Source organism: Hymenobacter coalescens, from assembly GCF_054783195.1.
Genome location: NZ_BAAGRA010000005.1, coordinates 61,221 through 85,135 on the forward strand (window position 1 = coordinate 61,221; position 23,915 = coordinate 85,135).

General features: G+C 66.5%; 20 protein-coding genes. 5 read left to right on the forward strand and 15 right to left on the reverse strand.

The window, feature by feature from the left end; translation table 11 throughout:
• Positions 1–43: 43 nt before the first annotated feature.
• Together ACYVKQ_RS04810 and ACYVKQ_RS04815 are read right to left on the reverse strand one after the other, a co-directional pair.
• Positions 44–1,189: a trypsin-like peptidase domain-containing protein gene (locus ACYVKQ_RS04810; RefSeq protein ID WP_460576170.1), complete on the reverse strand. Its 1,146-nt coding sequence runs from the start codon at positions 1,187–1,189 to the stop codon at positions 44–46.
• Positions 1,190–1,237: 48 nt separating this feature from the next.
• A complete protein-coding gene (locus tag ACYVKQ_RS04815) occupies positions 1,238–1,825 on the reverse strand; it encodes an RNA polymerase sigma factor (RefSeq protein WP_460576172.1) in 588 nt (195 codons plus the stop codon).
• A 138-nt stretch (positions 1,826–1,963) separates the two neighbouring features.
• Here ACYVKQ_RS04815 and ACYVKQ_RS04820 point away from each other — a divergent pair, with 138 nt between their 5' ends.
• On the forward strand, positions 1,964–2,194 hold the full coding sequence (locus ACYVKQ_RS04820) for a hypothetical protein (RefSeq protein ID WP_460576174.1): 231 nt from the start codon (positions 1,964–1,966) through the stop codon (positions 2,192–2,194).
• Between the two features lie 379 nt (positions 2,195–2,573).
• Here the strand turns inward: ACYVKQ_RS04820 and ACYVKQ_RS04825 are convergent, their stop codons facing one another.
• From ACYVKQ_RS04825 to ACYVKQ_RS04845, 5 genes are all read right to left on the reverse strand, one after another.
• Positions 2,574–4,358: a hypothetical protein gene (locus tag ACYVKQ_RS04825; RefSeq protein ID WP_460576176.1), complete on the reverse strand. Its 1,785-nt coding sequence runs from the start codon at positions 4,356–4,358 to the stop codon at positions 2,574–2,576.
• A 25-nt stretch (positions 4,359–4,383) separates the two neighbouring features.
• Positions 4,384–6,609 (reverse strand): hypothetical protein, encoded by a 2,226-nt coding sequence (locus ACYVKQ_RS04830; RefSeq protein ID WP_460576178.1) that lies wholly within the window; start codon positions 6,607–6,609, stop codon positions 4,384–4,386.
• Positions 6,606–8,141, reverse strand: a complete 1,536-nt coding sequence (locus tag ACYVKQ_RS04835; RefSeq protein WP_460576180.1) for a BatA domain-containing protein — start codon at positions 8,139–8,141, stop codon at positions 6,606–6,608. Before ACYVKQ_RS04835 ends, ACYVKQ_RS04830 begins: the two co-directional genes overlap by 4 nt.
• Before the next feature lie 64 nt (positions 8,142–8,205).
• Positions 8,206–9,090 carry a DUF58 domain-containing protein gene (locus tag ACYVKQ_RS04840; protein ID WP_460576182.1) on the reverse strand — a complete coding sequence of 295 codons (885 nt, stop codon included), beginning with the start codon at positions 9,088–9,090 and terminating at the stop codon, positions 8,206–8,208.
• A gap of 155 nt (positions 9,091–9,245) precedes the next feature.
• On the reverse strand, positions 9,246–10,223 hold the full coding sequence (locus tag ACYVKQ_RS04845; protein ID WP_460576184.1) for an AAA family ATPase: 978 nt from the start codon (positions 10,221–10,223) through the stop codon (positions 9,246–9,248).
• A gap of 344 nt (positions 10,224–10,567) precedes the next feature.
• Between ACYVKQ_RS04845 and ACYVKQ_RS04850 the strand changes: the two genes are divergently transcribed.
• Complete coding sequence (locus ACYVKQ_RS04850; protein ID WP_460576186.1) at positions 10,568–11,224, forward strand: hypothetical protein; 657 nt, start codon at positions 10,568–10,570, stop codon at positions 11,222–11,224.
• 231 nt (positions 11,225–11,455) lie between these two features.
• Positions 11,456–12,058 (forward strand): hypothetical protein, encoded by a 603-nt coding sequence (locus ACYVKQ_RS04855; RefSeq protein WP_460576188.1) that lies wholly within the window; start codon positions 11,456–11,458, stop codon positions 12,056–12,058.
• A 10-nt stretch (positions 12,059–12,068) separates the two neighbouring features.
• Here the strand turns inward: ACYVKQ_RS04855 and ACYVKQ_RS04860 are convergent, their stop codons facing one another.
• Positions 12,069–12,692 carry a DUF4159 domain-containing protein gene (locus ACYVKQ_RS04860; protein ID WP_460576190.1) on the reverse strand — a complete coding sequence of 208 codons (624 nt, stop codon included), beginning with the start codon at positions 12,690–12,692 and terminating at the stop codon, positions 12,069–12,071.
• A 243-nt stretch (positions 12,693–12,935) separates the two neighbouring features.
• Between ACYVKQ_RS04860 and ACYVKQ_RS04865 the strand changes: the two genes are divergently transcribed.
• Both ACYVKQ_RS04865 and ACYVKQ_RS04870 read left to right on the forward strand, forming a co-directional pair.
• Positions 12,936–13,556 (forward strand): porin family protein, encoded by a 621-nt coding sequence (locus tag ACYVKQ_RS04865; protein WP_460576192.1) that lies wholly within the window; start codon positions 12,936–12,938, stop codon positions 13,554–13,556.
• A 116-nt stretch (positions 13,557–13,672) separates the two neighbouring features.
• The gene (locus tag ACYVKQ_RS04870) at positions 13,673–14,305 is read left to right on the forward strand and encodes a porin family protein (protein WP_460576194.1); all 633 of its coding nucleotides are present in this window, start codon (positions 13,673–13,675) and stop codon (positions 14,303–14,305) included.
• Between the two features lie 119 nt (positions 14,306–14,424).
• On the opposite strand, the gene ACYVKQ_RS04875 is transcribed toward ACYVKQ_RS04870, so the two are convergent.
• From ACYVKQ_RS04875 to ACYVKQ_RS04905, 7 genes are all read right to left on the reverse strand, one after another.
• Positions 14,425–15,750 (reverse strand): TldD/PmbA family protein, encoded by a 1,326-nt coding sequence (locus ACYVKQ_RS04875; protein WP_460576196.1) that lies wholly within the window; start codon positions 15,748–15,750, stop codon positions 14,425–14,427.
• 12 nt (positions 15,751–15,762) lie between these two features.
• Positions 15,763–17,415, reverse strand: coding sequence for a TldD/PmbA family protein (locus ACYVKQ_RS04880; RefSeq protein WP_460576198.1), 1,653 nt, complete (start codon positions 17,413–17,415; stop codon positions 15,763–15,765).
• 207 nt (positions 17,416–17,622) lie between these two features.
• A complete protein-coding gene (locus ACYVKQ_RS04885; RefSeq protein WP_460576200.1) occupies positions 17,623–18,954 on the reverse strand; it encodes a TldD/PmbA family protein in 1,332 nt (443 codons plus the stop codon).
• A 72-nt stretch (positions 18,955–19,026) separates the two neighbouring features.
• Positions 19,027–20,676, reverse strand: coding sequence for a TldD/PmbA family protein (locus tag ACYVKQ_RS04890; RefSeq protein ID WP_460576202.1), 1,650 nt, complete (start codon positions 20,674–20,676; stop codon positions 19,027–19,029).
• Between the two features lie 240 nt (positions 20,677–20,916).
• Positions 20,917–21,948 carry an McrC family protein gene (locus tag ACYVKQ_RS04895; RefSeq protein WP_460576204.1) on the reverse strand — a complete coding sequence of 344 codons (1,032 nt, stop codon included), beginning with the start codon at positions 21,946–21,948 and terminating at the stop codon, positions 20,917–20,919.
• Between the two features lie 168 nt (positions 21,949–22,116).
• Entirely contained in the window at positions 22,117–23,493 is a 1,377-nt protein-coding gene (locus tag ACYVKQ_RS04900) for an AAA family ATPase (RefSeq protein ID WP_460576205.1), read from the reverse strand.
• Between the two features lie 219 nt (positions 23,494–23,712).
• On the reverse strand, positions 23,713–23,865 hold the full coding sequence (locus ACYVKQ_RS04905; protein WP_460576207.1) for a hypothetical protein: 153 nt from the start codon (positions 23,863–23,865) through the stop codon (positions 23,713–23,715).
• Positions 23,866–23,915: the final 50 nt, after the last annotated feature.

Genomic DNA, 23,915 nt, shown 5'->3' on the forward strand with positions numbered 1-23,915 from the left:
CACGGCGCCCTACTGGTTTATGTGAGGCAGAAATCGGCAGTTGTTATTCGTAAACCTTCACCACGAACACAAAGTCCTGCAGCTTGCGCAGTTGCTGCGTCCGCGACTGGCCCGTCAGCTGGTTCTGGCGCGGCAGGTTGTAGGTATGCGGGTTGGGCGCGGCCGACAGCGAGTCGACCAAGCGCGCGAGGTACGACGACTTGGTGGCGAAGGCCGCGCTTTGCACGTCCATCTGCCGGCCACTGATAACCCCGACGAGGTTGCCGCGGTCATCCAGCACCGGACCACCCGAGTTGCCGGGGTTCACCGGAATGCTGATCTGGTAAAAGCCCGTATCACCCTCGAAGCCGGAGCGGGCGCTCAGCGAACCATCGTTATACACTTGGTCCTCACGCGGGTAGCCGAGGGTATAGATTTTCTCGCCCAGCTCCGCCTGGCGGCGCTTGATGGTGTAAGGCAGCTTGCCAAAGCCCTGGAAGCGGCGGTCGGTGATGCGCAGAATGGTCAGGTCGTGGGCCACATCGGAGAAAACCGGCTCGGCCCGGAAGCGCTGCTTGTCCCGACCCTCAATCAGGACGGAATCGCCGCCCTGAATTACGTGGTAGCTGGTCACGATGTAGCCGTCGGAAGTCAGCGCGAAGCCGGTGCCGCTGAACTTGCTCTGCACCGGGGGCGTGGCGCCGATCTGGTTCATGACCTGGTTCATCACGCGCTGGTTTTTCTTCTGCGCGTTTTTAAGCTGATTGACTTCCAAACGCAGCTTGGCGTAGCCCGCCGAGGTAGGCTGATTGCGCGTGTTCCACCACTGCAGGCCCAGCAGCGTGGCAAACACGGCCATCACGGCTACCGAAGCTGCCACGGCCATGGTGGCGCGGTGCCCGTGCCAGAACTCGCGCAGCCACTGCTCCGTGCGCGAGATGCGCAGCACCGGCATGTCGGGGCGGCCCGTCTCCACGGTGGTCTCCTGCTCCGCGTCGATTTCGGCCTGCAGCGCCCGCAACTGCTCACTCACGCGCAGGCGCTGGCCATACGCGTGCAGCGTACCGGTGAGGCGCTGGTACTCGGCCAGGCGCTCGGCCAGCACCGGATCGGCCGCGAGGCGGCGCTCCAGGTTTTGGCGCACGGCCGGCTCGAGGCGCTCGTGCAGGTAATCGTCGAAGAAGGCGTAATAATCGGCTTCGGTCATCATGGCAGTGGGGCGGGTGTTAGTCCCGCCAAGCAAAAGGCGGCGCGTCGGTTAAGGGAGCGGTTCTTCTTTGTATTGGGTGAAAAACAGTTTCTTCAGACGCACCAAGCATTTGTATTTCTGGTTTTTGGCATTGTCGGCGTTGGTGTAGCCGTGTTCCGCCGTGAGCTGCTGCATGGACTTGTCGAGCAGGTAAAACCCCTCGAGCAAGGAGCGGCACGGTTCCCCGAGCCGCACCAGCGCCTCGCTCATCAGAGCGAATTGCCGGTCGCGTTCCTCCGCCTCGGCCAGATCGGCTTCGGCACCGGTTTCGAGGTAGGGCTCGTGGTCGGCGAGGCGGCCGCCGTAGCGACCCTTCTCGGCCAACCGCTTCAGCCACAGCCGGCGGCACACGGCGTAGAGATAGGTCTTGATCTGGCAGCTCAGTTCGAGCGTGCCGTCGCGGATCTTCTCGTAAAACACCATCACGCCCTCCTGGTAAATATCCTTGGCCTCGTCTTCGGTGCCGCTGTTTTGCGTCACCAAGTGAATTACCGTGGGTAAATACTGGCGGTACATGTGTGCCAATGCCCGGTCGTCGCCGCGGCGGATGCCCGCCACTAGCTCGTCGTCGGTGTAGGAAGGTTGTCCCTTGCCCATGCGCAGTTACTCGTTCTTAATACCTTACCGGCGGCGCGGTAACCCAGCGAAAAAATATTTTCTCCGGTGGGTTACCTCTACGGTTCGCCGGTATGAAGGGCGTTTTTCAGACCAACATTTTCAAACTTACCAACTCAGATGAAAAATCTGCTGAAAGTAGCTGCCCTGTTCGCCGTTGTTAGCCTCGCTTCGTGCGGTGACAAAGCTGCTGAAACCACCACAGAAGCTACGACCACCGAAACCACCACGACCGAAGCTACGACCGTAGACACGACGGCTGCTGCTGCCACGACCGACACGACGGCTGCTGCTCCGGCTACCACCACCACGACGACCGAGGCTGCTACCACGACGCAAGCTGCTCAGTAGTCAAGCCGGCTGACCGCGCGTCAGTCGCATTGCTTTAGGCTGCCGCCCGGATTTCTCCCTGGAGAAGTCCGGGCGGTTTGCGTTGGTTCCTGGGCCGCCGGAAAGTGCTACGCGTCAATGCCTGCGTACCTTTGCGGCCCGTCCACCTTGTCCGCACCGTGTCCGAACCTGATCTGCTCCTAGCTCCGGCTCATGCTACGCCGCACCTTCATCCGACTTCCCCATCTGCAACGGCCTTCAGCCTACCGATCAGGGAGGAGGGCACAGAGCCAGAAAGCACCCTGCGCGGCCGCGTGATGCAAGTCGGCCAGTACCTGGTGGGCGAGGCCCACGATCCGCAGCTGATTGGTCATCCCTGCATTCGGTACTGACCCAGTTGCTACCGCTTTTCATCGAGCCACAGCCAGCCCGCGGCTAAAACGAATAAGGCAAAAAACCACGTGGCCGGAATCCAGGTTTCCCAGCGCACGGCCGCGTGAGCCGGGCTGGCGGCATCCGGGTCGGGGAGCTGCTGCAGGGCGCGCAGCTGCTGCGCTTGGAGGGGACCCGGCCATTCGGTGGCATTGAACACGTAAAACGCGGCCGTATCCTGGCCAGGCGCTACCGCACGGTGCCAGCCCGGCGCGGCCGGCCAGAAGCGACCCTCCCACACATCCGGTTGCGCCGGGCTTTGACGCAGCGGCAGCCCCACCACCCCGGCTGCCGGGGTTTCCACCCTGCCACCGGCGCGGCGCGGCGCCTGGGCCGCCGTCAGGCGCAGTACTTGGGGCTCGTGCAAACGCGGCCAAAGTGGAGTGGTCCAGTAAGCAGCTGGTTCCAGCGGGCGAGCCGCCGTGCTGAGCAGGGTGGTCCAATACGAATCGTAGCGGGCGGTAGCGCCGCTGAGGAGCCATTGGTACGTGCTGGCAGGCGTGGCTACCACCACCGTGCCCCAGCCGGTGCGCCGGGCCGCCGCGGCCGCGCTGCCACGGGTCGGGCCGCTTATCAGGGCGCGGGTGCGGGGCGTGGAGCGCAGCAGGGCGGGTAACACCGTGCTGGCGCTGCCCTCTGGCCAGCGGATAGGTTGCGGCCGCTCGGCCAGGGTGGTCGAAGTAGCTTGCAAGGCAAAGTCGGTGCGGCCGGGCAGTGGGCGCGGCAGCTCGGTGGTTCCGACCAGCAGGACCCCCAGGCCCTCGGCCGTGGCCGCCGTCAGCAGGCGGGCTTCAGAAGCAGATAAGGCATTGAGGCCATCGGCATCGGCAATGGCTACATCAAAGCCGCGCCAGGTGGCAGCCGACAGGGAGCCGAGGACGATGCGGGAGCGGTTCTGTACTTCGGTTTGCTGCAGCCCCGGGCTGAGGCGCAGCCGCAGGGCTACCTGGTGGCCGCGCTCGGCCAGGTGATTCTTCAGCAGGTTCAGCTCAAACGACGGCGTGCCGGCCAGTATAAGTACGCGCAAGGGGCGAGCCGGCTGTACTTCCACGGGAACCGGCTCCGAGGCCACCCGCGTGCGGCCGCTCCGCGCTTCGAGACGGGCCAGGAGGCGCCCGGTGCGGCGTGGCACGTACCGCAGCGCAAAGCGGCCGCCCGATGCGGGCAGGCGCACCGAGTCGCGCGAGCTGCCGGCGGCGCTCAGGCGCACCCAGATCGGGTCTGTGCCTTGGCCGGTGAACCGACCTTCGATGCGCAGCGCCTGCCCCAGCGCAACCCGCCGATTCCAGGCCGCCGACGCGAACTGATTGGCACTAGCCGTGGGGTGCGTCACGACGCGCACCGTGGACGGCAGTGCCGGCAGGTCCGAGGTCGGCAGGCCCGCCCCCACGATGTGCAGCGTGTTCAGGTTTGGTACACGGCTGTTTAGAGCTGATAAGGAAGTCAGGGCCAGCGTGTCGCCACCGGGGTAATTCAGCGGGCGGTAGCGGAAAATCGGTGCTGACGCAAAACGCCGGCGCAGGGCGCGCACGGAGTCAGGCTCGTAGCCAGGCGTAAGCAAGATGGCCGCCCCCGCCGTGGTCGTTACGCGGTACTGGGGCGGGTAGGCGGTAAACCACAGCGCGAGGGCCGCCAGCAGGCCAGCTACCAGCCGCACGAGCCGGCGCCGTCCGCGCCCGGTGCGCCGGCTCTGCCAGGTAAGGCCGAGGGCCAGCAGCAGACAGAGCGCGGCGTGGGCGTAATAGAGGAACAAGTCGGGAGGAGCGGAGAATGGCATGTCAGCGACTGAGTTCCTGAAAATACCGGCGGGTCAGCGGGGCCGAGGCGGGGCGTAGCGGGGTCGTTGTGGGCTGGGGCAGCAGATTGGTCAGGGCGCGTTCCACGGCCTCCAGATCGGAGTTGGGGATGGGGCGGGCCGTTTGTACCTGCTGGAGCAGGCGGCGCCACGCCCGCAGGGCCGGCAGGGCGGCGGCCGGCTCATTTAGCGCTGCCGAGCCGAGGGCCTGGCCGGCCAGCCGCAGGCGGGCCAGGTCGGCCGGGGCTGGCTGCTGGCCGCCGCGGTAGGCGGCCAGTTGGGCCAGCGCCGTGCGAATGGCGGGCTGAGTAGCCGCCTTCGGGCGCTGCTGCCCCTGCCGATTAGGCGCGGCGGCTTTGCTCACGTCGCCGGTCAGGCGCTTTTCGGCCTCGGGCAGCGGCGGAAGGTCGACGCCGGACTTGCGCACGTACACGCGGGTTTGCTGCTGCACTTCCTTGAGCAGGCGCAGGGCGCGGTACTCGTACGGCAGGGCTTCGGCAGGCTTGGCCAAGCGCAGGCGCAGTTCGGAGTCCCACATCTGGCTGAGCACGGCGCGCAGCTTGGCTTTTACCTGCGGTTCCAGAAAATCCGCGGTTTCGGCGTCGTCGTGGAGGTGCTGGTAGGGCGCGAGCAGGGCATCGGCCGTCGGAATACCGCCTTCAGCGGTGGGAGCGGCGGCGTGGTCGTGGCCGTCATGGTCGCTGTGGCCCTCGTGCTCATCGTGTCCGGCGGGCTCCGTGGAGGCGTCTTCAGCCGTCGGCGGGCGCGGCGCGGATTCGCCCAGGCCATGGTCGCCCTCTTCGCCCAGAAACTTGCCGTAGCGCAGCCGCAGGATTTTCTGATCGTCGCCCAAGCTGTTGGCGCGGGCCCGAAACTCGGCCGCCGGCAGCTGCCGGCGCTGCGCCAACAGCTTTTCGGTATCGATGATGATCTGCCGCTGGCTGCGGAAGTAAGCCGGCATCTGGTTTACGCCCAGCGAAATAGCGGCAATGTCGTTGGTAGCGGCCGTGTCCTGCCACTGCACCAGCGCGGCATCGGTACGGGCGCGGTGGCCGGCCGCATCCCAGGCTTCGGCATACACGTACAGCTCGTCGCCGTAGGTGAGGCCGAGGGCGGGGAGGCGCAGGGTAGCCGTGGCGGTATGCTGGCGCGGCTGCCCGCTCAAAGCAGCGCTCAGGTCGGTTATCGTTTCGCGGAATTTCACGGCCTCGCCCTCGCCCTGGGCCGTGGTGACTACCAGCCGGGCCCGGCGCAGGCCGTAGTCGTCGCGCAAGGCTACGCGCACCGCGACTTCCGGCTGCTGCCGGCGTTCGATGAGCGTGTACGAGAGAGGAGCCAGCAGGCGCAAAACCGGGGGCGTGTCGGGCTGCACTTCCACGGCGTAGTCATCCGAGGCCTGGCCAGCCAGCTGCAGGCGGTAGAGCGCGGAGCGGGTAAAGCGGTACTCAGCCTCAACGGTGAGCGGCTGGCCGGGCACGGCACGGAACCGAATCGGCGGTTGCCCGGTCACCAGCAGCTGCGGGGCAGCGGCCGCCTGGCTGAGCCGGGCCGTCCAGCGGACCAATGCGCCCTGCGGGCAGCGGAACGACAATTCAGTGGGCGTTGAAGCCGGTAGGCGAGTGTAGGCGGGCGGTACGATGCGCACCTGCGTGCTCAGCAGCCGCGCGGCGGTGGCGCGGGCTAGGCCCTTCTCCGCGGCCGCAAAGCGCGGGTGCAGAATGGGAGCGGCAGGTTTCGTGGGGCGCGGCCACTGCCACAAAGCCACGCTCAGCAGCAGCAAGCTCGCCGTGAGCAGGAGGCGGCTGCGCCACGCAATGGGGAGGGCGGCGGCCAGCGGCAATTGCAGCAGCCGCTGGGCCACGCGGCCCTGCTGCAGCTGCGCCAGCAAACCCGCCGGGCGGTCGACCAAAAGGCCGGTGCTGTCCTCCAGTTCGGGGAACGTGCGGTCGAACTGCCGGATAAGGAATGCCACGTTGGTGCGCCGCGTAAACCACAGCGCCGTTAGCAGCAGGCTGGCACCCGCCAGGCCGATGCCCAGCAGCAGCGCCGGCGCGTGCCAGCGGTGATAAGCAGCGGCCAGCGCCAATGAGCCGGCTAGTGCCAGCAGCAGCAACGAGCCAATGGACTGAAGGCGGTGACGCTGCAGAGCCTTTGCAAGGGCCTGACGGGCGTCCTGCACCGCCGGCGAAACGACTGTCGACGGCGTCATACGGCGGTAGCTGAAGAGTGACGAGCGGCCAGCAAACGTTCGAGGCCAAACAGCAGCCCCGCCGCCAGGGCGACCCAGGGCTGCAAATTCAGGTACGCGGCGCGGCGTGGTGCTGCCCTTTCGGTTCCGGCCGGGCGAGCCAGCAATTGGTCGGAGCCAATCACCCGGGGGTCAACGGTAACGGCTGGGGCGGGCGCCAGCAGATCCAGCAGCAGGGCCGGCAGCTGGCCGTCGTCGGGCAGGCTGCTCCACTGCGGGTGCATGCGGGTGTGCAGCTGATACTCCGCACCGCTGGCGCGGCGTTGCTGGGTCAGCACGGGTTGGCCGTCGGCCGCCGACCAGAGCACGACGCTACCGGGCGCGGGAGCCGGGTGGCTGCGGCGGAGCAGGCGAGACACGGGGCCGTTCATGTCACCGGGTGCAAACGTGCTGGCCGTAACCTCGCCGGGCGAAGGCGCATCGCGCAGTACCCGCAGGCCAGCCGGCACCTGCCGTTGCAACTCCGAGGGCAGCGCCGCGTCGCTGAGCCAAAGCAGCCAGTGCAGCGAATCGGGCGTGAGCCGGGCCGCGTCGGCCACGGGCAGCACGCGCAGGCGCAGGCCCGCGGGCAAGGCCGGGGCGGCCGCTTGCAGTGCCGCCCGCACGTAGCGCAGGTCCTCGCGGCGCGACTCGTCGTAGCTTATCCCGACGCGCAGCGCCGGCTCGACGGGGACGTGGATGGAATCAGGACCGGTTGATTGAAGCGCGAAATCCGGTCCGCGCTGCCGCAACTGCAGCGCCGGCAGGCCGGGAACCGCCAGCGGCTGAAGCGAGCGGCCGGGCCACGCCAGCCGGTACCGCCGGAAACGGCTGCCGGTGCCATCGCCGCGGCCCACCAGCACGTGCAGCGAGTCGGGGTGGGGGCGGCTGGCGGCCTGCAGCCAGGGCCGGGCGGCCGAGTCGAGCGGCACCAGCTGCCAACGCAGGCGCGCCGGCAGCAGCGGGCGCGTGCCGTTGAAATGCGTTAGCGAAGCCGCCGTAAACAGGTACAGCGGCTGGCCCGGAAAGCTGTCGGCGGCTTCGGCGGCGCGGGGCCAGTACCAGTCGGCCGCCCCGGCCGAGGCCTGCGCCGTCCGCGCCACATTGCGGATGGCTACCGAATCGGCCAGCAAGGGAAAGCCCGGGCTGAAAGCGCGCAGCTCCGCGCCGCGGCGGCGCAGCGAGTCGACGGTAGGGCGCAGCACCGGCCAGGCGGCCGACGCCAGCACGGCCGGGCTTACCAGCACTTGCGGGCGCATCGGTAGGGGCAGGCGGGACCAGCGCGGCGCGGCCAGCAGCCCGACCAGCAAAGTCAGCAGGAGCAGGCGCAGCAGCAGTAAGGGCCACTGCGTGAGGTGCAGCCGGCTTGTGCGGCGCGCGGCCCCGGGCGTCAGCCAGCGCAGCGCCCCCACCGGCACCACGTGCCCCGGCCGCCGGTTCCACAAGTGGATGGCCAGCGGCACCAGCAGCCCGAGCAGGGCCAGCAAAGCAGCAGGGTTGGCGAAGGAGAGCAACGGCGGAAGATCAGGTGAAGAACGGTGGACAGACGGCTCGGTGGCTGGCTAGGCTGCGTGCGGCTCAGGCCGGCATGCCCTGCCGGCGGCGCAGGGCCGTACGCAGCGCGGCGGCGGGCGGCTCGTCGGTGAGCAGGCGGTGGTAATCGAGGCCGTGGCCGCGCACGTTCTGCTCGGTGCGGCGCAGCCAGGCTTGCAACTGCGCCTGGTAAGCGGGGCGCTGGGCCGGGTCGAGCTGCAGGCGCTGGCCGGTTTCGAGGTCTTCCAGGGTGGAGGCGTTTGGGTAATCCAGGGTCAGTTCGTTGGGCGCCAGCAGGTGCAGGGCCATGACGTCGCCGCCGGCGGCGCGCAGCTGGGTGAGCAGCCGCTCCAGGGCTGAGGCCGGCTCCAGGTCGTAAAAATCGGATACCACCACGGTCAGCGTGTTGCCCTGCCGGCTGAGCAAGGGGCCCGCCGTGGCCGGGTCGGTGGGCAGGCCGCCGGCGGCCGTGGTGCTGGTGAGGGCGTGGTACAGGCGCGGCAGCTGGCCGGCGTCGGCGCGGGGCGGCACGGTGCGCAGGCTGCCGGCCTGCAGCACGTACAGCCCCACGGCGTCGCCCTGGTGCTGGGCTACGTGGGCGAGGCCCGCCAGCAGCAGGCGGGCGTAGGCCAGCTTGGTCACGCCCGCCGCGTCGGGGTGGTTCATCGAGGCGCTGGCGTCGAGCACGAGGCGCACCGTCAGGCGCGTGTCCACGTCCGATTCGCGCAGGTAGTAACGGTCGGAGCGGGCCGCGAGGCGCCAGTCGAGGCGGCGCAGGTCGTCGCCGGGCTGGTAGGGGCGGTATTGGCTAAACTCCAGGCCCGCGCCGCGCCGCCGGCTGGGGTGCAACCCGGCCTGGGCGCCGTCGGCAATAAGCCGGGCCACCAAGGGCAGGTTGCCAAGGGCGAGAAGGGCAGCGGCGTCGAGCACGTTTTCGTTGTTCGTTTTGGGTTATTCGTTTTTCGACATAGCCGGCGCAGACTGGTCGCTGCCACTAACCGTCCCGACCTCGAAATCCGTGGGACCGAAGTCCGGAAGATGCGAAACCGCGCGGCAACGTGCCGCGTGAGCGTCAACTCACCAGTTCACAATGTCACCGCTTGCAGCAAGGCGGCCACCGCGTCGTCGGGCGTGAGGCGGTCGGCTTCAGCCTGAAAGTTCAGCAGCAGGCGGTGGCGCAGGACCGGTGCGGCCAGCTGGCGCACGTCGTCGAGGGTGGCGGCAAAGCGGCCGTGCAGCAGGGCGCGGGCCTTGGCGCAGAGCACCAGGGCTTGCCCGGCGCGCGGACCGGCGCCCCAGCGGCCGTAATCCTGGATAAACTTCACCGGCGAGCCGTCGGGGCGGGTGGCGCGCACCAGCCGCGTAACGTACTGCAGCAGCTCGGGGCTGATGCTCACCTCGCGCACCAGCAGGCGCAGCTGCCGCAGCTCCTCGGCCCCAATGGCCGGCTCGGGCTGCTGCCCGCGCACGCCGGTGGTGCCCTGCAGGATGGCCAGCTCCTCCTGCTCGGAAGGGTAGCCGATGCGGATGTAGAGCAGGAAACGGTCGAGCTGGGCTTCGGGCAGCGGGTAAGTACCGGCCTGCTCGATGGGGTTCTGGGTAGCTAGCAGGAAGAACGGGTCGGGCAGCGGGTGCGTCTGCCCGGCGTAGGTCACCTCAAACTCCTGCATGACCTCCAGCAGGGCCGCCTGCGTCTTGGGCGGCGTGCGGTTGATTTCGTCGGCCAGCACGAGGTTGGCAAACACCGGCCCGCGCACGAACTCGAAGCTGCGCCGCCCGGTGGCGTGGTCTTCCTCCAGCACTTCGGTGCCGAGAATGTCGGTGGGCATCAGGTCGGGCGTGAACTGAATGCGGCGAAACGACAAATCGGTGGCGGCGGCCAGCGTGCGCACCAGCAGCGTTTTGGCCAGGCCGGGCACGCCTTCCAGCAGCGCGTGGCCGCCGGCCAGCAGGGCCACCAGCACTTCATCGAGCACTTCGGTCTGGCCCACGATGACCTTGCCGATTTCCTGGCGCAGGCGGGGCAGTTTGGCGAGCAGGCGGGTTACGTCTTGTTCAGTCATGCAGGAAAAGGGGGCGAAGAGCGGCGTAAAGTCTGTGTTTTTTGCCGCAGGCTGCGTGCCGCCGAAAATAGTGCCTGCGCCCCGTTCGGCGCAGGAGCGGGCCCCAGCCAAGCAGAATGAGGCGGCGCGGCCCGAGCAAATGAGCGGAAAATCATCTACATGAAAGTCTGCTTCCAGTGTTCTGAATCAGCGGATGCGGCATTTTAAGGAGGTTTATGCCCGTTGATGCGTAGTTTTCAAAAGTCAGGTTAGGGTGGTAATTGATTAGGCACCGCCGGGGCGAAAAGCGTGCTTTGAATCATTCGCAATCATCAACCCCACCGTTGCTTTACGCCCCCTTCGCCATGCGCGCCACCGTTATCCTCGCCGCTGCTCTTTTCCTTCCTGCGCTGCCCAGCCTGGCCCAAGAGGAGCCGGTCGCTCTGAAGCCCCTGACGCCCGCAGCTAGCTACGCTCCCGGCCGCACCGTTGTCCGCTTCGATGCGGCTGCCGTGCTCCTCTCCAACGTCGACTACAACTTCTGGGGGCATAAGGACAACCTGCTGCCGGTGCTCGTGTCCGCCGAGCGCCACCTGGGCCACCGCACCAGCGTGGTGGTGGAAGGGCTGCTCAACGGCGGCACGCCCGACACGCGCCGCACGGGCTTCTCGGTGCAGGGCCGCTACTACCTGCAGCGCAAGTTTGCGGGGTTGCCGCTGGGCCTGTACGTGGCCCCAGCGCTCAGCTACCGCGCCGTGCGCGACAACCCCCACTACTCCACTTACGACGTGCGCAAGAAGTTCGGCGGCGCGGGCGCCCTGCTGGGCGTGCAGGTGCCGGTGGGCCTGCAGGGCCGGCTGGTGCTCGATGCCGCCGCCGGCGTGATGGTGTGGCAGCAGGTCGGGCAGGCGCGGGTGTACGATAAAAACATCAGCTCCAGCGAGTATTTCAACCTGAAGCCGATATACGAACTCTCCCCCGTGCTGCCCGACCTGCGCGTGGGCCTGGGCGTACGCTTCTAACCTTGGTGTTGCTGCACACCAGCAGGTGCACCCCAGACCCCGGACTGCCGCTGGGCTAGGCGCTGAGCCTCGACAACTGAGGGAGAGCCGGGTTGAGTTGTGACTTGGGCAATAGTTCGTCTACTTCAGTTTGCTATGATACGCTACCATCTCCTTCGCGCGCAAGCAGTTGTATACACCGTCGTGGGCCTGATAACCAGTTCTAGCAACCCGACTTGGGCGCAAACACCCGTGCCCCAAGCCCGCACGCAGGCCGCGCCCGATGCCATGCGCGGCCGCTGGGCGCTAAAAGCCGATGTCGCCCGCCCGGTACTGACCTACCTGAGCTTCACGGAAGACCCCGCGCGGCTTCGCCTGCGCATGGGGTGGCTGGTATCGGCCGAGTACTACCTCTCGCGCCGCGTGAGCCTGCAGGCCGATTGGCTGCACCGGGGCGGCGCCCGGCCCCGCGAGGTGGAGGGCGTCACCACCCAGCTGCGCCTGCACGAGTTCTACCTCAACGAAGAGCCCACGGACCTCAGTTCTTTCTATTTCGCGCCGCTGGTGGGCTACCGGCGCATGGCCTGGCCCACGTTGCCCGGGCACAATGGGCAGGTACCCAAATCGGGCTGGGTGAATGCCGGCTTTGGGGTGGGAGTGGATGGCGCGCTGACCAAGCGCCGGCCGCAGCTGACCATGGGCTTTCTGCTGGCCTGCTCGTACCAGCACCGCCTCTGGCAAAACGGCGCGTTTGCCGACGAGCTGGAATCCCGGCTGCTGGCCAATGAAATGCTGCCCGTCCGCATCCTGCCCGTCAACTACGACCTGCGCTGGACGGTGGGGCTGAGTTTGTAAGCCGCCCGCGTCAGGCCGTCAGCGCATACAGCAGGATGTTCACCCCGAACTTAGTGTTGTCCTCGGCCAGGAAACGCTTGTTGCGGAAGTCGTAGTCCCACTCGCAGCCGTAGTCCTTGTTGGAGTACAGCACCCCGATGCGCCCCTTGATTTCCACGGCTTTGAGGTAGTCGTGGATCAGGTCGTCGCCCCAGCCGTTGAGTTCGAACGAGGTAGCCGGCGGGCCGTCTTTGAATTGGAAGAACTGCGAGTAAATGGGGTGCGAGTTGGGCAGCTTCTTGAGCGCGCCCGCCCCGAAGCAGGCCCGCATCTGCTCCTCGAAGGAGCGGGCAAACAGGCCGTCGATGTCGTGGTTGCAGTCGTCGACGAACACGAAGCCGCCGTTGCGCACGTACTGCGTGAAATTCTTCTTTTCCGCCGCCGTAAACTGCACCAGCCGGTGGCCCGACAGGTAGCAGAACGGGTAGCTGAACAGCTCGGCGGAGTCCAGCGCCACCACCTTTTCCTTGAGGCTGACTTTGACGTTGGTGTACTCGATCAGCGAATGCAGCAGGTTGGCCGGCATGCGCTCATCCACGGCGTCCCAGTCGCCGGAGCGGTAGCTAAGGCGCACGAAGGTGAAGGGCGTTGGCATCGGAAAGCAAATAACGGGCAACAGACGGAAGAACCGCCCGGAAGGTGGCACGGCGCCGCCTCGGGCGCGGCGGTCTGCGGCTGGGCGCCCGGCCGGCGAGGAGCTGACTGCCCGTCTGCTGGGTGCCGGGTGGTTTGGTAACCTGCTCACCTCCAGGAGGATTTACGGCTACGGTGCAGCCACGATGGCGGGCAGTGCGTATGAAAGCAGCATCATGCCCTTCACCTGCTTGTACCTATTGCTATGAAACGCTTCGTTTTGCCGGCCCTGATGGGCTTGTTGGGATTCTCCACCGCGCACGCCCAGTTCGGGGTGAAAGCCGGCGTCAACGCCGCCGTGCTCAACGGCGAGAATATTTCCGCCAGCACCGAGTTTCGCACTACCCACCACGTCGGGGTCTTCTACGAAGCCAAGGTGCTCGGTCCGCTGTCGGTGCAGCCCGAGCTGCAATACTCGCTGCAGGGCGGCGGGTTTAAGTCGGCGCTGGCCGACTTCGACACCAAGCTGCACTACTTGAATGTGCCCGTGGTGGCCAAAGTGCGCTTTGCCCGGGCCTACGTGGAAGCCGGACCGCAATTCGGGGTGCTGCTCAAGGCGCGCGAAGACGGCCGGGTGATGACGGGCGAGGACGAAAACGGGGCCGTGTTCGGCGACGACGACCGCGGCGCCTGGAACCGCTACCGCAAAACCGACCTCGGCCTGTGCGTGGGTGCGGGCTTCAAGCTGCTGGCGGGCCTCTCGGTGGGGGCGCGCTTCGTAGCTGGTCTGCAGGACGTGAACGACGTGCAGCAAATCAGCGGGCTCAACGACGAGCGACTGCGCAACCGCGTGTTCCAGGGTTTCGTGGCGTTTCAACTGCCCTAGCCGCGGCGGCCGGCCCGGCGCGGGCCACATGGTGCGGGGCTTCCCCGATGATGTGATAGGAAATGGAGCCGTGATGACGACTTTTGCGGGGCTTACACCTTCTTCTTGCTTCTCCTATGAAACGGTTTGCGCTGATTGCACTGCTCCTGGCTGGCGCCGCCCCGAACCTGCAGGCTCAATACTTTGGCCTGAAAGGCGGCGTGAATGCCGCCGTGCTCGACGGCGAGCAGATTCAGCAGAACACGAACTACAACACGTCGTACCACGTCGGGGCGTTCTATAACTACAACCTCATCGGGCCGCTGTCTTTGCGGCCGGAGGTGCAGTACTCGGTGCAGGGCTCCGAGTTTAAGTCTGCCGACGAGGACTACACCACCAAGCTGTACTACCTGGCCGTGCCGGTGCTCCTCGACCTGAAGCTAGGTCCCGTACACTTGCAGGGCGGGCCGCAATTTGGGGTGATGCTGCAGGCCGAGCAGAAGGGCACCAAGTTTACCGGCATCAGCAACGGGGCCCCGCAGTACGGCTCGGTGCAGGGCCAGGTTACCGATCAGTTTAAGCGTCAGGACTTCAGCCTCTGCGCCGGCGCCGAAATCGACCTGGGCAGAACCTTCACCGTGGGCGGCCGCTTCAACGCGGGCCTCAACGACATTGCCGACTACGAGGACATTCGCTCGGCCAACGACCCGCGCCTGAAAAACCGCGTGATTCAAGGCTACCTGGCCATCAAGTTCGGCGCCGGCCGCTAACGGGCATCGGCGGCCGCCAGCAGTGGGAGCAGAAACGGTAAACTAGGACAGGGCAATAAAAAAGCGTCCGCCGCGCCTGAGGCAGGCACGGCGGACGCCAAGAGTAGCACTGAACCGCCTCAGATGGCGTCCGACAGGCTCGTGAAGGTGAAGTCCCGGATCTTGAGCGGGGGCACGAGGTTGCCGCCCAGGCGCTGGGCGCGGCCTATGGCTTCCACGTTGTTGAGCATGATAACCGGGCTTTCGTTGAAGCGCATGTTCTTGATGGGGTGCTTGATCTTGCCGTTCTCGATGTAGAACGTTCCGTCCCGCGTCAGGCCCGTCACCAGCAGCGTTTGCGGGTCCACGTCGCGGATGTACCACAGGCGCGTGACCAGGATGCCCTTGGCCGTGCTCTTGATCAGGTCTTCGGTGCTCTGCGTGCCGCCCTCCATGACGAAGTTGCCGGTGAAGCCCGTGGGCGCGGTTTTGCTTTTCTGGGCCCAGTAGCGCGAGTAGTACAGGTTCTTGGCCACGCCCTTCTCGATGATGGGCAGCTTCTGCACCGGCAAGCCTTCGTTGTCGAACACGCCGCTGGGCGCCAGCGGGTTGGTCGGGTCAACGGAGATGCTGATGCGCGGATCAAACAGCCTTTCGCCCTTGCGCGTGCCGCCGCCCTTCTTGCTGAGGAAGGAGCGTCCTTCGTCCGCCTCGCGCGCGTCGAAGGCGTACACCAGGCGGTTGATCAGCCCTTCGTCCGATACCAAAGCGGCGGGCTCCAGGATGACCGTGTACTTGCCCGGCTCGATGGCCTTGGCGCCCACCGAACGGGCCGCTTTTTCGGCCGCAATCTGGGTGAGCGTCTTCGCATTGAACTTGCCGATGTCGGTGTAGTCGGCCACGGCGTAGCCCGAGCCGGTGCCGTCGGGCGTGCGCACCGTCACCGAGAAATCCAGGTTGGTAAACTGCTGGTAAGCCTCTAGGCCTTTGGAGTTGCGAATGGCCTCGAACCGGGCGCCGTCCTCCATGTAACCGGCCGCCGTCAGCTTGCGGGCCTCGCACAGGGCGATGCTGTCGCCGGCCTGCTGGGCGCGGAAATCCGGGGTGATGCCGGCCGTGCTTTGGGCAAACGAGGGCGCCGTGAGGTACTGCTGCGGCCCGAGGCGCGGCATGTACTCGGGGTCTTCGGGCGCGAGGCGGGCAATTTCCTCGGCGCGCTGCACGCAGCGGCGCAGCGTCGCGTCGTCGAACTGGTTGCAGGTGGCCACGCCCGAGCGGCGGCCAAACCACGTCTGTACGGCCAGCGACACGTTGTCGGTGCTGCCGGCGGTGCTCACCGTGTTGCGGGCGTAGCGCACGTTGCCGGTGGTGCGACCAAACAGGTTGGCCTCGCACTCGTCGGCGGTGCTGAAGCTCATCACCTTCTTCAGGATGGTCTGGGCTTCGTCTTTGGAAAGAATAGCCATGGAAGCGTAGCGTCAACCGATTTTACGAGCCGTGTTGATGACGTTCACGCCGTTGAAGCGCGTGGTGGCCGAGCCGTGCGACACGGCCGAGCTCTGCGAAGGCTGGCCCTTGCCGTCGTTGAAGAAGCCGGCGAAGCGGTAGTCCGACTGGTCACAAGTAGCCGCGCAGGAGTTCCAGAATTCCAGGGTGTTGGCCTGGTAAGCCACGTCCTCCAGCATGCCCGTGATGCGGCCTTTCTCAATGGCGTAGAACACCTGCCCGCCGAACTGGAAGTTGTAGCGCTGCTGGTCGATGCTGAACGAGCCGTTGCCGGCGATGTAGATGCCCTTGTCCACGTTCTTCACCATCTCATCCACCGAGAGCTTCTGCTGCCCGGGCTGCAGGCTCACGTTGGGCATGCGCTGGAACTGCACGTTCTGCCACGACTGCGAATAGCAGCAGCCGTCCGACTCGTTCTGGCCCACGATGGCGGCCTGGTCGCGAATCTTCTGGTAATCCACCAACTGGCCTTCTTTGATCAGCATCCACTGCTTGGTCTTGACGCCCTCGTCGTCGTAGCCCACCGCGCCCAGGGAGCCGGGCTGCAGTTTGTCGGCCACGATGTTTACCTGCTTGGAGCCGTAGGGCTTGCCCTGCTTTTTCCACTCCAGCGTGGCGAAAGAGGTGCCCGCGTAGTTGGCCTCGTAGCCCAGCACGCGGTCCAGCTCCAGCGGGTGCCCCACCGACTCGTGAATGGTCAGGCCCAGGTGATGCGGGTCGAGCACTAGGTCGTACTTGCCCGGCGTCACCGAGGTGGCTGTCAGCTTGGCCTTGGCCTGCCGGGCCGCGGCGGCCGCGTCCTCCAGCATGTCGTAGCTGTTCTTGTAGCCGACGACGTCGGAGCCCTGCGGCCCGGCGACTTTGTCGGCGGCTTTGGGCGTGAGGTACTCGTAGCCCAGGCCCATGGGCGCGCTCAGCGCCTGCCGCGTCCGGAACTTGCCGGAGGCGCGGTCGATGGCCGTCACGCCGAAGGTGGGCCAGATGCGGTGCACGTCCTGGTCGATGTAGGATCCGTCGGTGGAGGCGAAATACTTCTGCTCGTTGACCTGGAACAGGGCCGAGTTGACGAAGTTGGCTCCGTTGTCCAGCGCTTTCGCGTTGGCCGCCAGCAGCAACTCCACCTTCTGCGCGATGGGTACCTCGAAAGCGTTCTGCTGAATCGGGGCTTTCCACGATACCTCGCCGTAGCCTTTCTGCGGGGCCAGCTTCACTGGCTCCTTCTGCACTTTCGAGTTGGCCTTGGCAATCTGCACGGCGTTTTGCGCCGCCTTGGCCATGCCGGCTTCCGACACGTCGTTGGTAGCTGCGAAGCCCCAGGTGCCGTTGGCAATGACGCGCACCCCCGCGCCGAAGCTTTCCGTGTTGACGATGTTCTGCACCTGCCGCTCGCGGGTAAAGATGCTCTGGTTCAGGTAGCGGCCGATGCGCACGTCGGCGTAGGAGGCGCCGGCCGATTTGGCCGCGTTCAGCGCCGCGTCGGCCAGGCGCTTGTTCACCGCGGCGTCCATCACCGGCTCCAGCAAGCGGGCCGGGTCCACCCAGGTTTCGCCGAAGCTGGGCATGCCGGGCAGGAGCAAGGCCCCCGCCGCGAGGCCGGTCAGGCCCATAAAGTCGCGTCTGTTCACAATCGTCTAGGGTTGAGGTTGAGAGAGAAGTCGGAAAAGCTAAAGCGAGCAGCCGCCGGAGCCGGCTGCTGTCAAGGTAGGGAAAAACAGCCGCCGGACTAAGCGCCGAAAACCGGCCAACATCGGGAAGCAGCACCCAAACAGAAAAGCCCCCGGCTCATACCGGAACCGAAGGCTTTTCGCTTGGAATAAGGCGCAAGGTTGGCGTTACACCGCGTCGGAGAGCGAAGTGAAAGTGAAGTCGCGGATCTTGAGCGGGGGCACCAGGTTGCCGCCCAGGCGCTGGGGCCGCCCGATGGCCTCCAGGTTGTTGAGCATGATGATGGGCGACTCGTTGAAGCGGAAGTTCTTGATCGGGTGCTTGATCTTGCCGTTCTCGATGTAGAACGTCCCGTCGCGCGTCAGGCCGGTGTACAGCAGGGTCTGCGGGTCCACCGGGCGGATGTACCACAGGCGCGTGACCAGGATACCCTTGGCCGTGCTCTTGATCAGGTCCTCGGTGCTCTGCGTGCCGCCCATCATGATGAAGCCGTTGGGCGGCGGCACGTCCGGAATGCCCTGCTTCTGGGCCCAGAAGCGCGAGCTGAACAGGTTCTTGACCACGCCCTTCTCGATCCACGTCACCTTCTGGCGCGGGCGGCCGTCGCCGGCGAAGGCCAGGCCCGGAATATCGGCGCTGGCCGGGTCGGAGTAGATGGTCACGCGCTCATCGAAGAGCTTTTCGCCCTTGCGGTTGCCACCGCCTTTTTTGCTGAGGAAGGAGCGGCCCTCGTCGGCGTTGCGCGCGTCGAAGGCGTTCATCAGCGCCCCGAGCAGGGAGGCGTCGGAGTTGGCCACCAGGGCGGCGGGCTCCAGAATGACGGTGTACTTGCCCGGCTCGATGGCTTTGGCGGCCACCGACGTAGCAGCCTTGGCGGCGGCAATCTGCGTGAGCCGGCCCGCGTCGAACTTGCTGATGTCGGTGTAGTCGGCAGCGGCGTAGCCCGAGCCGGTGCCGTCGGGCGTGCGCACCGTCACCGAGAAGTCCAGGTTGGTAAACTGCTGGTAGGCTTCCAGGCCCTTCTTGTTGCGCTTGGCCACGAAGCCGGCCTGGTCTTCGAGGAAAGCAGCCGAGCTGAGCTTTTTCTGGTCGCAAAGCGTGATGCTCTTGCCGGCCTGCTGGGCGCGGTAGTCGGGCGTGATGCCGGCCGTGCTTTGGGCAAAGGAGGGCGTGTTGGCGTACTGCTGCGGCCCGAGCATGGGCACGTACTCCGGGCTTTCGGGCGCGAGGCGGGCAATTTCCTCGGCGCGCTGCACGCAGCGGCGCAGCGTCGCGTCGTCGAACTGGTTGCAGGTGGCAATGCCCGAGCGTTTGCCGAAGCGCGCCTCCACGGTCAGCGCCACGTTGTCGACGGCACCGGCGGTGCTCACCGTATTGCGGGCGGTGCGGATGTTGCCGCCCGTGGTGCCGGTGAGCGTGCCTTCGCACTCGTCGGCGGTGCTGAAACCCATCACCTTGGTCAGGATGCTCTGGGCTTCGTCTTTGCTTAATATAGCCATTAGGGTTTGTTGAGGAAGAGAGAGAAGTTGAACAGAAGCTCCCCTCCTCAGCGGAGGAGAGGAAACATCGTTCTACACTTTGCGGGCGGTGTTGATGACGTTCACGCCGTTGAAGCGGGTGTGGGCCGAGCCGTGGCTCACGGCCGACACCTGCGAAGGCTGGCCCTTGCCGTCGAAGAACGAGCCGAACAGGCGGTAGTCCGACTGGTCGCAGATGGCCGCGCAGGAGTTCCAGAATTCCTGGGTGTTGGCTTGGTAAGCCACGTCCTCGATCTGCCCGGCAATTTTGCCTTTCTCGATGGCGTAGAACACCGTGCCGCCGAACTGGAAGTTGTAGCGCTGCTGGTCGATGGAGAACGAGCCCCGCCCGGCGATGTAAATGCCCTTGTCCACGCCCTTGATCATGTCGTCGACGCTCATCTTCTGCGTGCCCGGCTTCAGGCTCACGTTGGCCATGCGCTGGAACTGCACATCCTGCCACGACTGGGCGTAGCAGCAGCCGTCCGACTCGTTTTGCCCCACGATGTGGGCCTGGTCGCGCGTCTTCTGGTAATCCACCAGCTGCCCGTCCTTAATGATGTCCCACTGCTTGGTTTTCACGCCCTCGTCGTCGTAGCCCACGGCGCCCAGGGAGCCGGGCTGCAGCTTGTCGGCCACGATGTTGACGATTTTCGAGCCGTAGGGCTTGCCCTGCTTTTTCCAGTCGAGGGTAGCGAAGCTGGTGCCCGCGTAGTTGGCCTCGTAGCCCAGTACACGGTCCAGTTCAGTGGCGTGGCCGATGCTTTCGTGGATGGTCAGGCCCAGGTGGTTGGGGTCGAGCACGAGGTCGTACTTGCCCGGCGTCACCGAGGTGGCCGTCAGCTTGGCCTTGGCTTGCTGCGCGGCCAGGGCGGCGTCTTCTAGGATGTCGTAGCTGTTCTTGTAGCCAATCAGGCCGGTGCCGGCCGGGCCGGCAATCTTGTCGGCGGCTTTGGGCACCAGGTACTCGTAGCCCAGGCCCATGGGCGCGCTCAGCGCTTCGCGGGTGCGGAACTTGCCGGAGGCGCGGTCGATGGCCGTCACGCCGAAGGTGGGCCAGATGCGGTGCACGTCCTGATCAATATACGAGCCGTCGGTGGAGGCGAAGTACTTCTGCTCGTTGACCTGGAACAGGGCCGAGTTGACGAAGTTGGCTCCGTTGTCCAGCGCCTTCGCGTTGGCCGCCAGCAACAGGTCCACCTTGTCCTTTACCGGCACTTCGAAGGCATTCTGCTGAATGGGCGTCTTCCACGACACCTCGCCGTAGCCTTTCTGCGGCGCCAGCTTCACCGGGTCCTTCTGCACCTTGGCGTTGGCTTTGGCAATCTGCACGGCCATCTGGGCCGCCTTGGCCATGCCGGCTTCCGACACGTCGTTGGTGGCCGCGAAGCCCCAGGTGCCGTTGGCCAGCACCCGTACGCCCGCGCCGAAGCTTTCGCCGTTGGCAATGTTCTGCACCTGCCGCTCGCGGGTAAAGATGCTCTGGTTCAGGTAGCGGCCGATGCGCACGTCGGCGTAGGAGGCGCCGGCCGATTTGGCCGCGTTCAGCGCCGCGTCGGCCAGGCGCTTGTTCACCGCGGCGTCCATCAGCGGTTCGAGCAGGCGCTCCACGTCCACGGGCGTGCCGCCGAAGCCGGGGAAGCTCGGCAGAAACAGGGCGCCCGCCGCGAGGCTGGTCAGCCCGACAAAATCACGTCGTTTCAAGAGGGGTACGGGTTTGGTGATGAGAGGAGGGAAAAAGCGCAGGATTGCGCCGGAAGGACGCAGCCGCCCCGGCAGGGCTGCACGGGCCGCCGCGGCAGGCTGTCGGCCCACGCGAGCGGGCCCGGCGCATCAAGATAGTGCGCCGGGCCCGCTCGCGGCCAAAGAATTTATCGCCAAAGCGGCCATTGACTACTCGTCTCGTCGGTAAAGCCCGCTGCGTATTGGCGAAATCACAAAGAATCAGGCCACGAGCCGGTGCAGATCGGCCGCAATGCCGGGCCAGGGCTGGTTCAGGTCGATGGTGACGACGCGCACCGGGAAGCCGCCCAGCGTGTAGCGCAGATCGGCCTCGTGGGTGGCCGCGGGGTACAGCAGGATGCCTTCGAGTGGCGCGGCGGCGTGCGGTGCCTGATTCTGCAGGTAGGCAAAAAGCTGGTAGAGGTGGGGGGCAATCAGCCGCTGCCGGTCGTGGTGGGGCTTGAGAGCGGCCGCGTAGTATTTCGTGTCGAGGATGATGCGGCGGTCGGGGGCCGTCAGGCTGGTGTCGGTAATCATGCTCGGCAGCAGGGCCAAGTCCTCGGCACGCTCGGCCTCGGCCTGCCAGTGGATGGTCTCGGAGGCCACGCGGTAGCGGCGCTGCTCCAGCCGGTAGAAGTTGCGCACAAACCGCTCGAACAGGCCAGCCATCAGTGCTTCGTCGCGGCGGAAGTCGTGGAAGCGGGTGCGGCCGGCCACGTCCGTATCGGGCAGGGCGGTGCGGTAGATCAGGTCGCAGACGTTGAGCAGAAAGCCCTCCTGGCCGGGCAGGTGCAGGCGGCGCATGGCGCGCAGCTCGGTGCGCGTGAGCGGCGTGGCCGCTACGGTGGCCGGAAAGCGGTTGCGCACGCGGCGTACCTCCTGGCGCAGCACGGCGGGCAGGTGGCGGGTGCGCCCGAGCACCTCCAGCGCGCCCACAAGCAGGCGGTTGAACGGCGTGTCGGGCCCCAGCTCGTCGTAGGCGCACACGGCCCGGCCCTGGCGGAGCAGGTCGCGGGTGAGGGTGGGCGTGAGCAATACGCGCCCGCGCAGTTCGGTCAGCTCGGCCTCCCGTTCGGTGTAGCCCAGCGGTAGGCCTTTGGCCAACAGGCGGCGGGTGCCCAGCAGCAGCATCTGCGTGAGCAGCTCCAGCGGCCGGTGAAAATCGGTGGTGGCCACCTGCTGCCACTCGCCCGGCTCCGGCAGGCGGTTCCAGGCGTAGCAAAGCAGGTAGTAGAGGTTTTGAATCGGGACCACGGATTACTGCGGATTCATCCGGATTTCACGGATTTTGTGGACGATTGACACGAGGAGCGGAGCGCTTCGCTTGGGGCAATTGTTGGTAGCTTCGTTGAACGGCTTCTGCATCCTCTGCGCAGGCTTCAGCGCCCTCTGTGGGCTAAAAACGCCAGAACGAATAAGGGTCTACGCCGAGAGCAGCCGCTGCTTGTGCGCGGCCGCCTGCGTGGGCTGGTCAAACCAGTAGTCGTCGAGCAGAGGCGCTATTTCCTGCTCCAGAATCAGGGTGAGCCAGGCCGGGGCCTGCGCCGGATGGGCGGGCGGCTGGCAGAAGTAGCTGTGCCCGAGCTGAAAGTCGGGGCCCAGCTCCGGATCATCGGCAATGGCTTGGTTGAGCTCGTTGAGGCGCAGCAGCAGCCGGGCCACTACCACCTTGGGCACGCCGCGGGCCGCCAGAAACGCCCGCAGCGCCTCACCGAACTCCGGCTGCATGGGCACGAAGGCAAAGCGGCGGCGCAGGGCGTAATCCAGCGGGGCGAGGCTGCGGTCGGCCGTGTTCATCGTGCCGATCAGGTACAGGTTGGCGGGCACGAAGAAGCGCGGGGCGTCGGCCGGGGCGTAGGGCAGGCGCACGGCGTGGCCGGGGCCGCGCTTGTCGGGCTCCAGCAGCACCAGCAGCTCGCCGAAGATGCGGTTCAGGTGGCCGCGGTTGATTTCGTCGATCAGCAGCACGAACGGGCGCTCCGGCTGCCGGGCGGCGCGGCGGCATACGTCGGGCAGCACGCCGTCGATGAGGCTAAAGCCGCCCAGCCCGTCGGGCCGGAAGCCCTGCACAAAGTCCTCGTAGCTGTAGCTGGGGTGGAACTGCACCAGCTCGATGCGGCTGTCGTCCTGGGCGCCGAGCAGCAACCACGCCAGGCGGCGGGCCAGAAAGGTTTTGCCGGTGCCCGGCGGGCCCTGCAGAATCAGGTTCTGCTTGCGCTCCAGGCCGGCCAGCGCATCGTCGAGCCGGGCTGCCGAAACGAACAATTCCCGCAGGGCCTCTTGGCGGCTGTAGGGCAGGGCCGGCAACGGGGGGTAGTCGGGTTCCGGCTCGGCGGCCAGGGCCGCGGGCTGCGGCTCCATACTGAGCTTGGCGGGCTCCGCGGCGGCTGGTTTTTTCGCCGCCTTCTTTCGTTTCGGCTCCACTGCGGCGGGCTCGTCGTCCTCGGCGCCGGTGTAAAGCTGCTGCATGTCCTGCTGGGCGGCCAGGTCGCCGTCGTGGGGCGAGCCAGCCAGCACGGGGCGCTTGGTCGTCACGGTGAAGCTCAGGCGCTCCAGCAAGCGGTTGGTGGGCGCGCCGGCGGCCAGCGGGAAGGGCGCGTCGGGCTTTTTCAGGGCCAGGCGCAGGGCCATTTCGGCCACGGGGCGCGGGGGGTAGCGGCGGCCCTTGTACACCAGCTCGTACACCGTGCTCGGCGGCAGCTCCAGCCCGGCCCGGTCGATGTGGCGCAGGGCGCGCAGCACATGCTCGCGGGTGAGGGCGGAAAGGGGGACGGAAGGCGCGGACGGAGGGGTGGACATGCGGGCGGTAAGGTAGAAGCAAAACGCCAACCGCGCGCGGGGAGTTCGGCCATCCGACGCAGGGCCGCTCCCGGATTTCGTGGGGCTGGGACCTGCTGCGGCGCGTCTGCGTTCAGCCGCCCGTGCCGCCCGTGCCGCCCGTGCCGCCCGAACGCAGACGCCCCGCGCCCGGCCCCAATAGGGACGGGCACGGGGCGTTACTGCGGAGTGGGGCAGCCGCTACTTGGCGTGGCGCTGCGGGTCGTGGGCTTTGTCGGGTGTCACCTTCTTGCCCTGCGGGCTTTCTTCGGTGGTGTTCATGCGCTTGTCTTCCTGCTTTTTGCGCGCCGGATCATCGTGTTGGGGCGTTTTGGGGGCACTGGTCTTAGACATGGCTATGGTCGGTTTGTGGGTGAAACCATGCTGCCGTGTACGCACCCCGG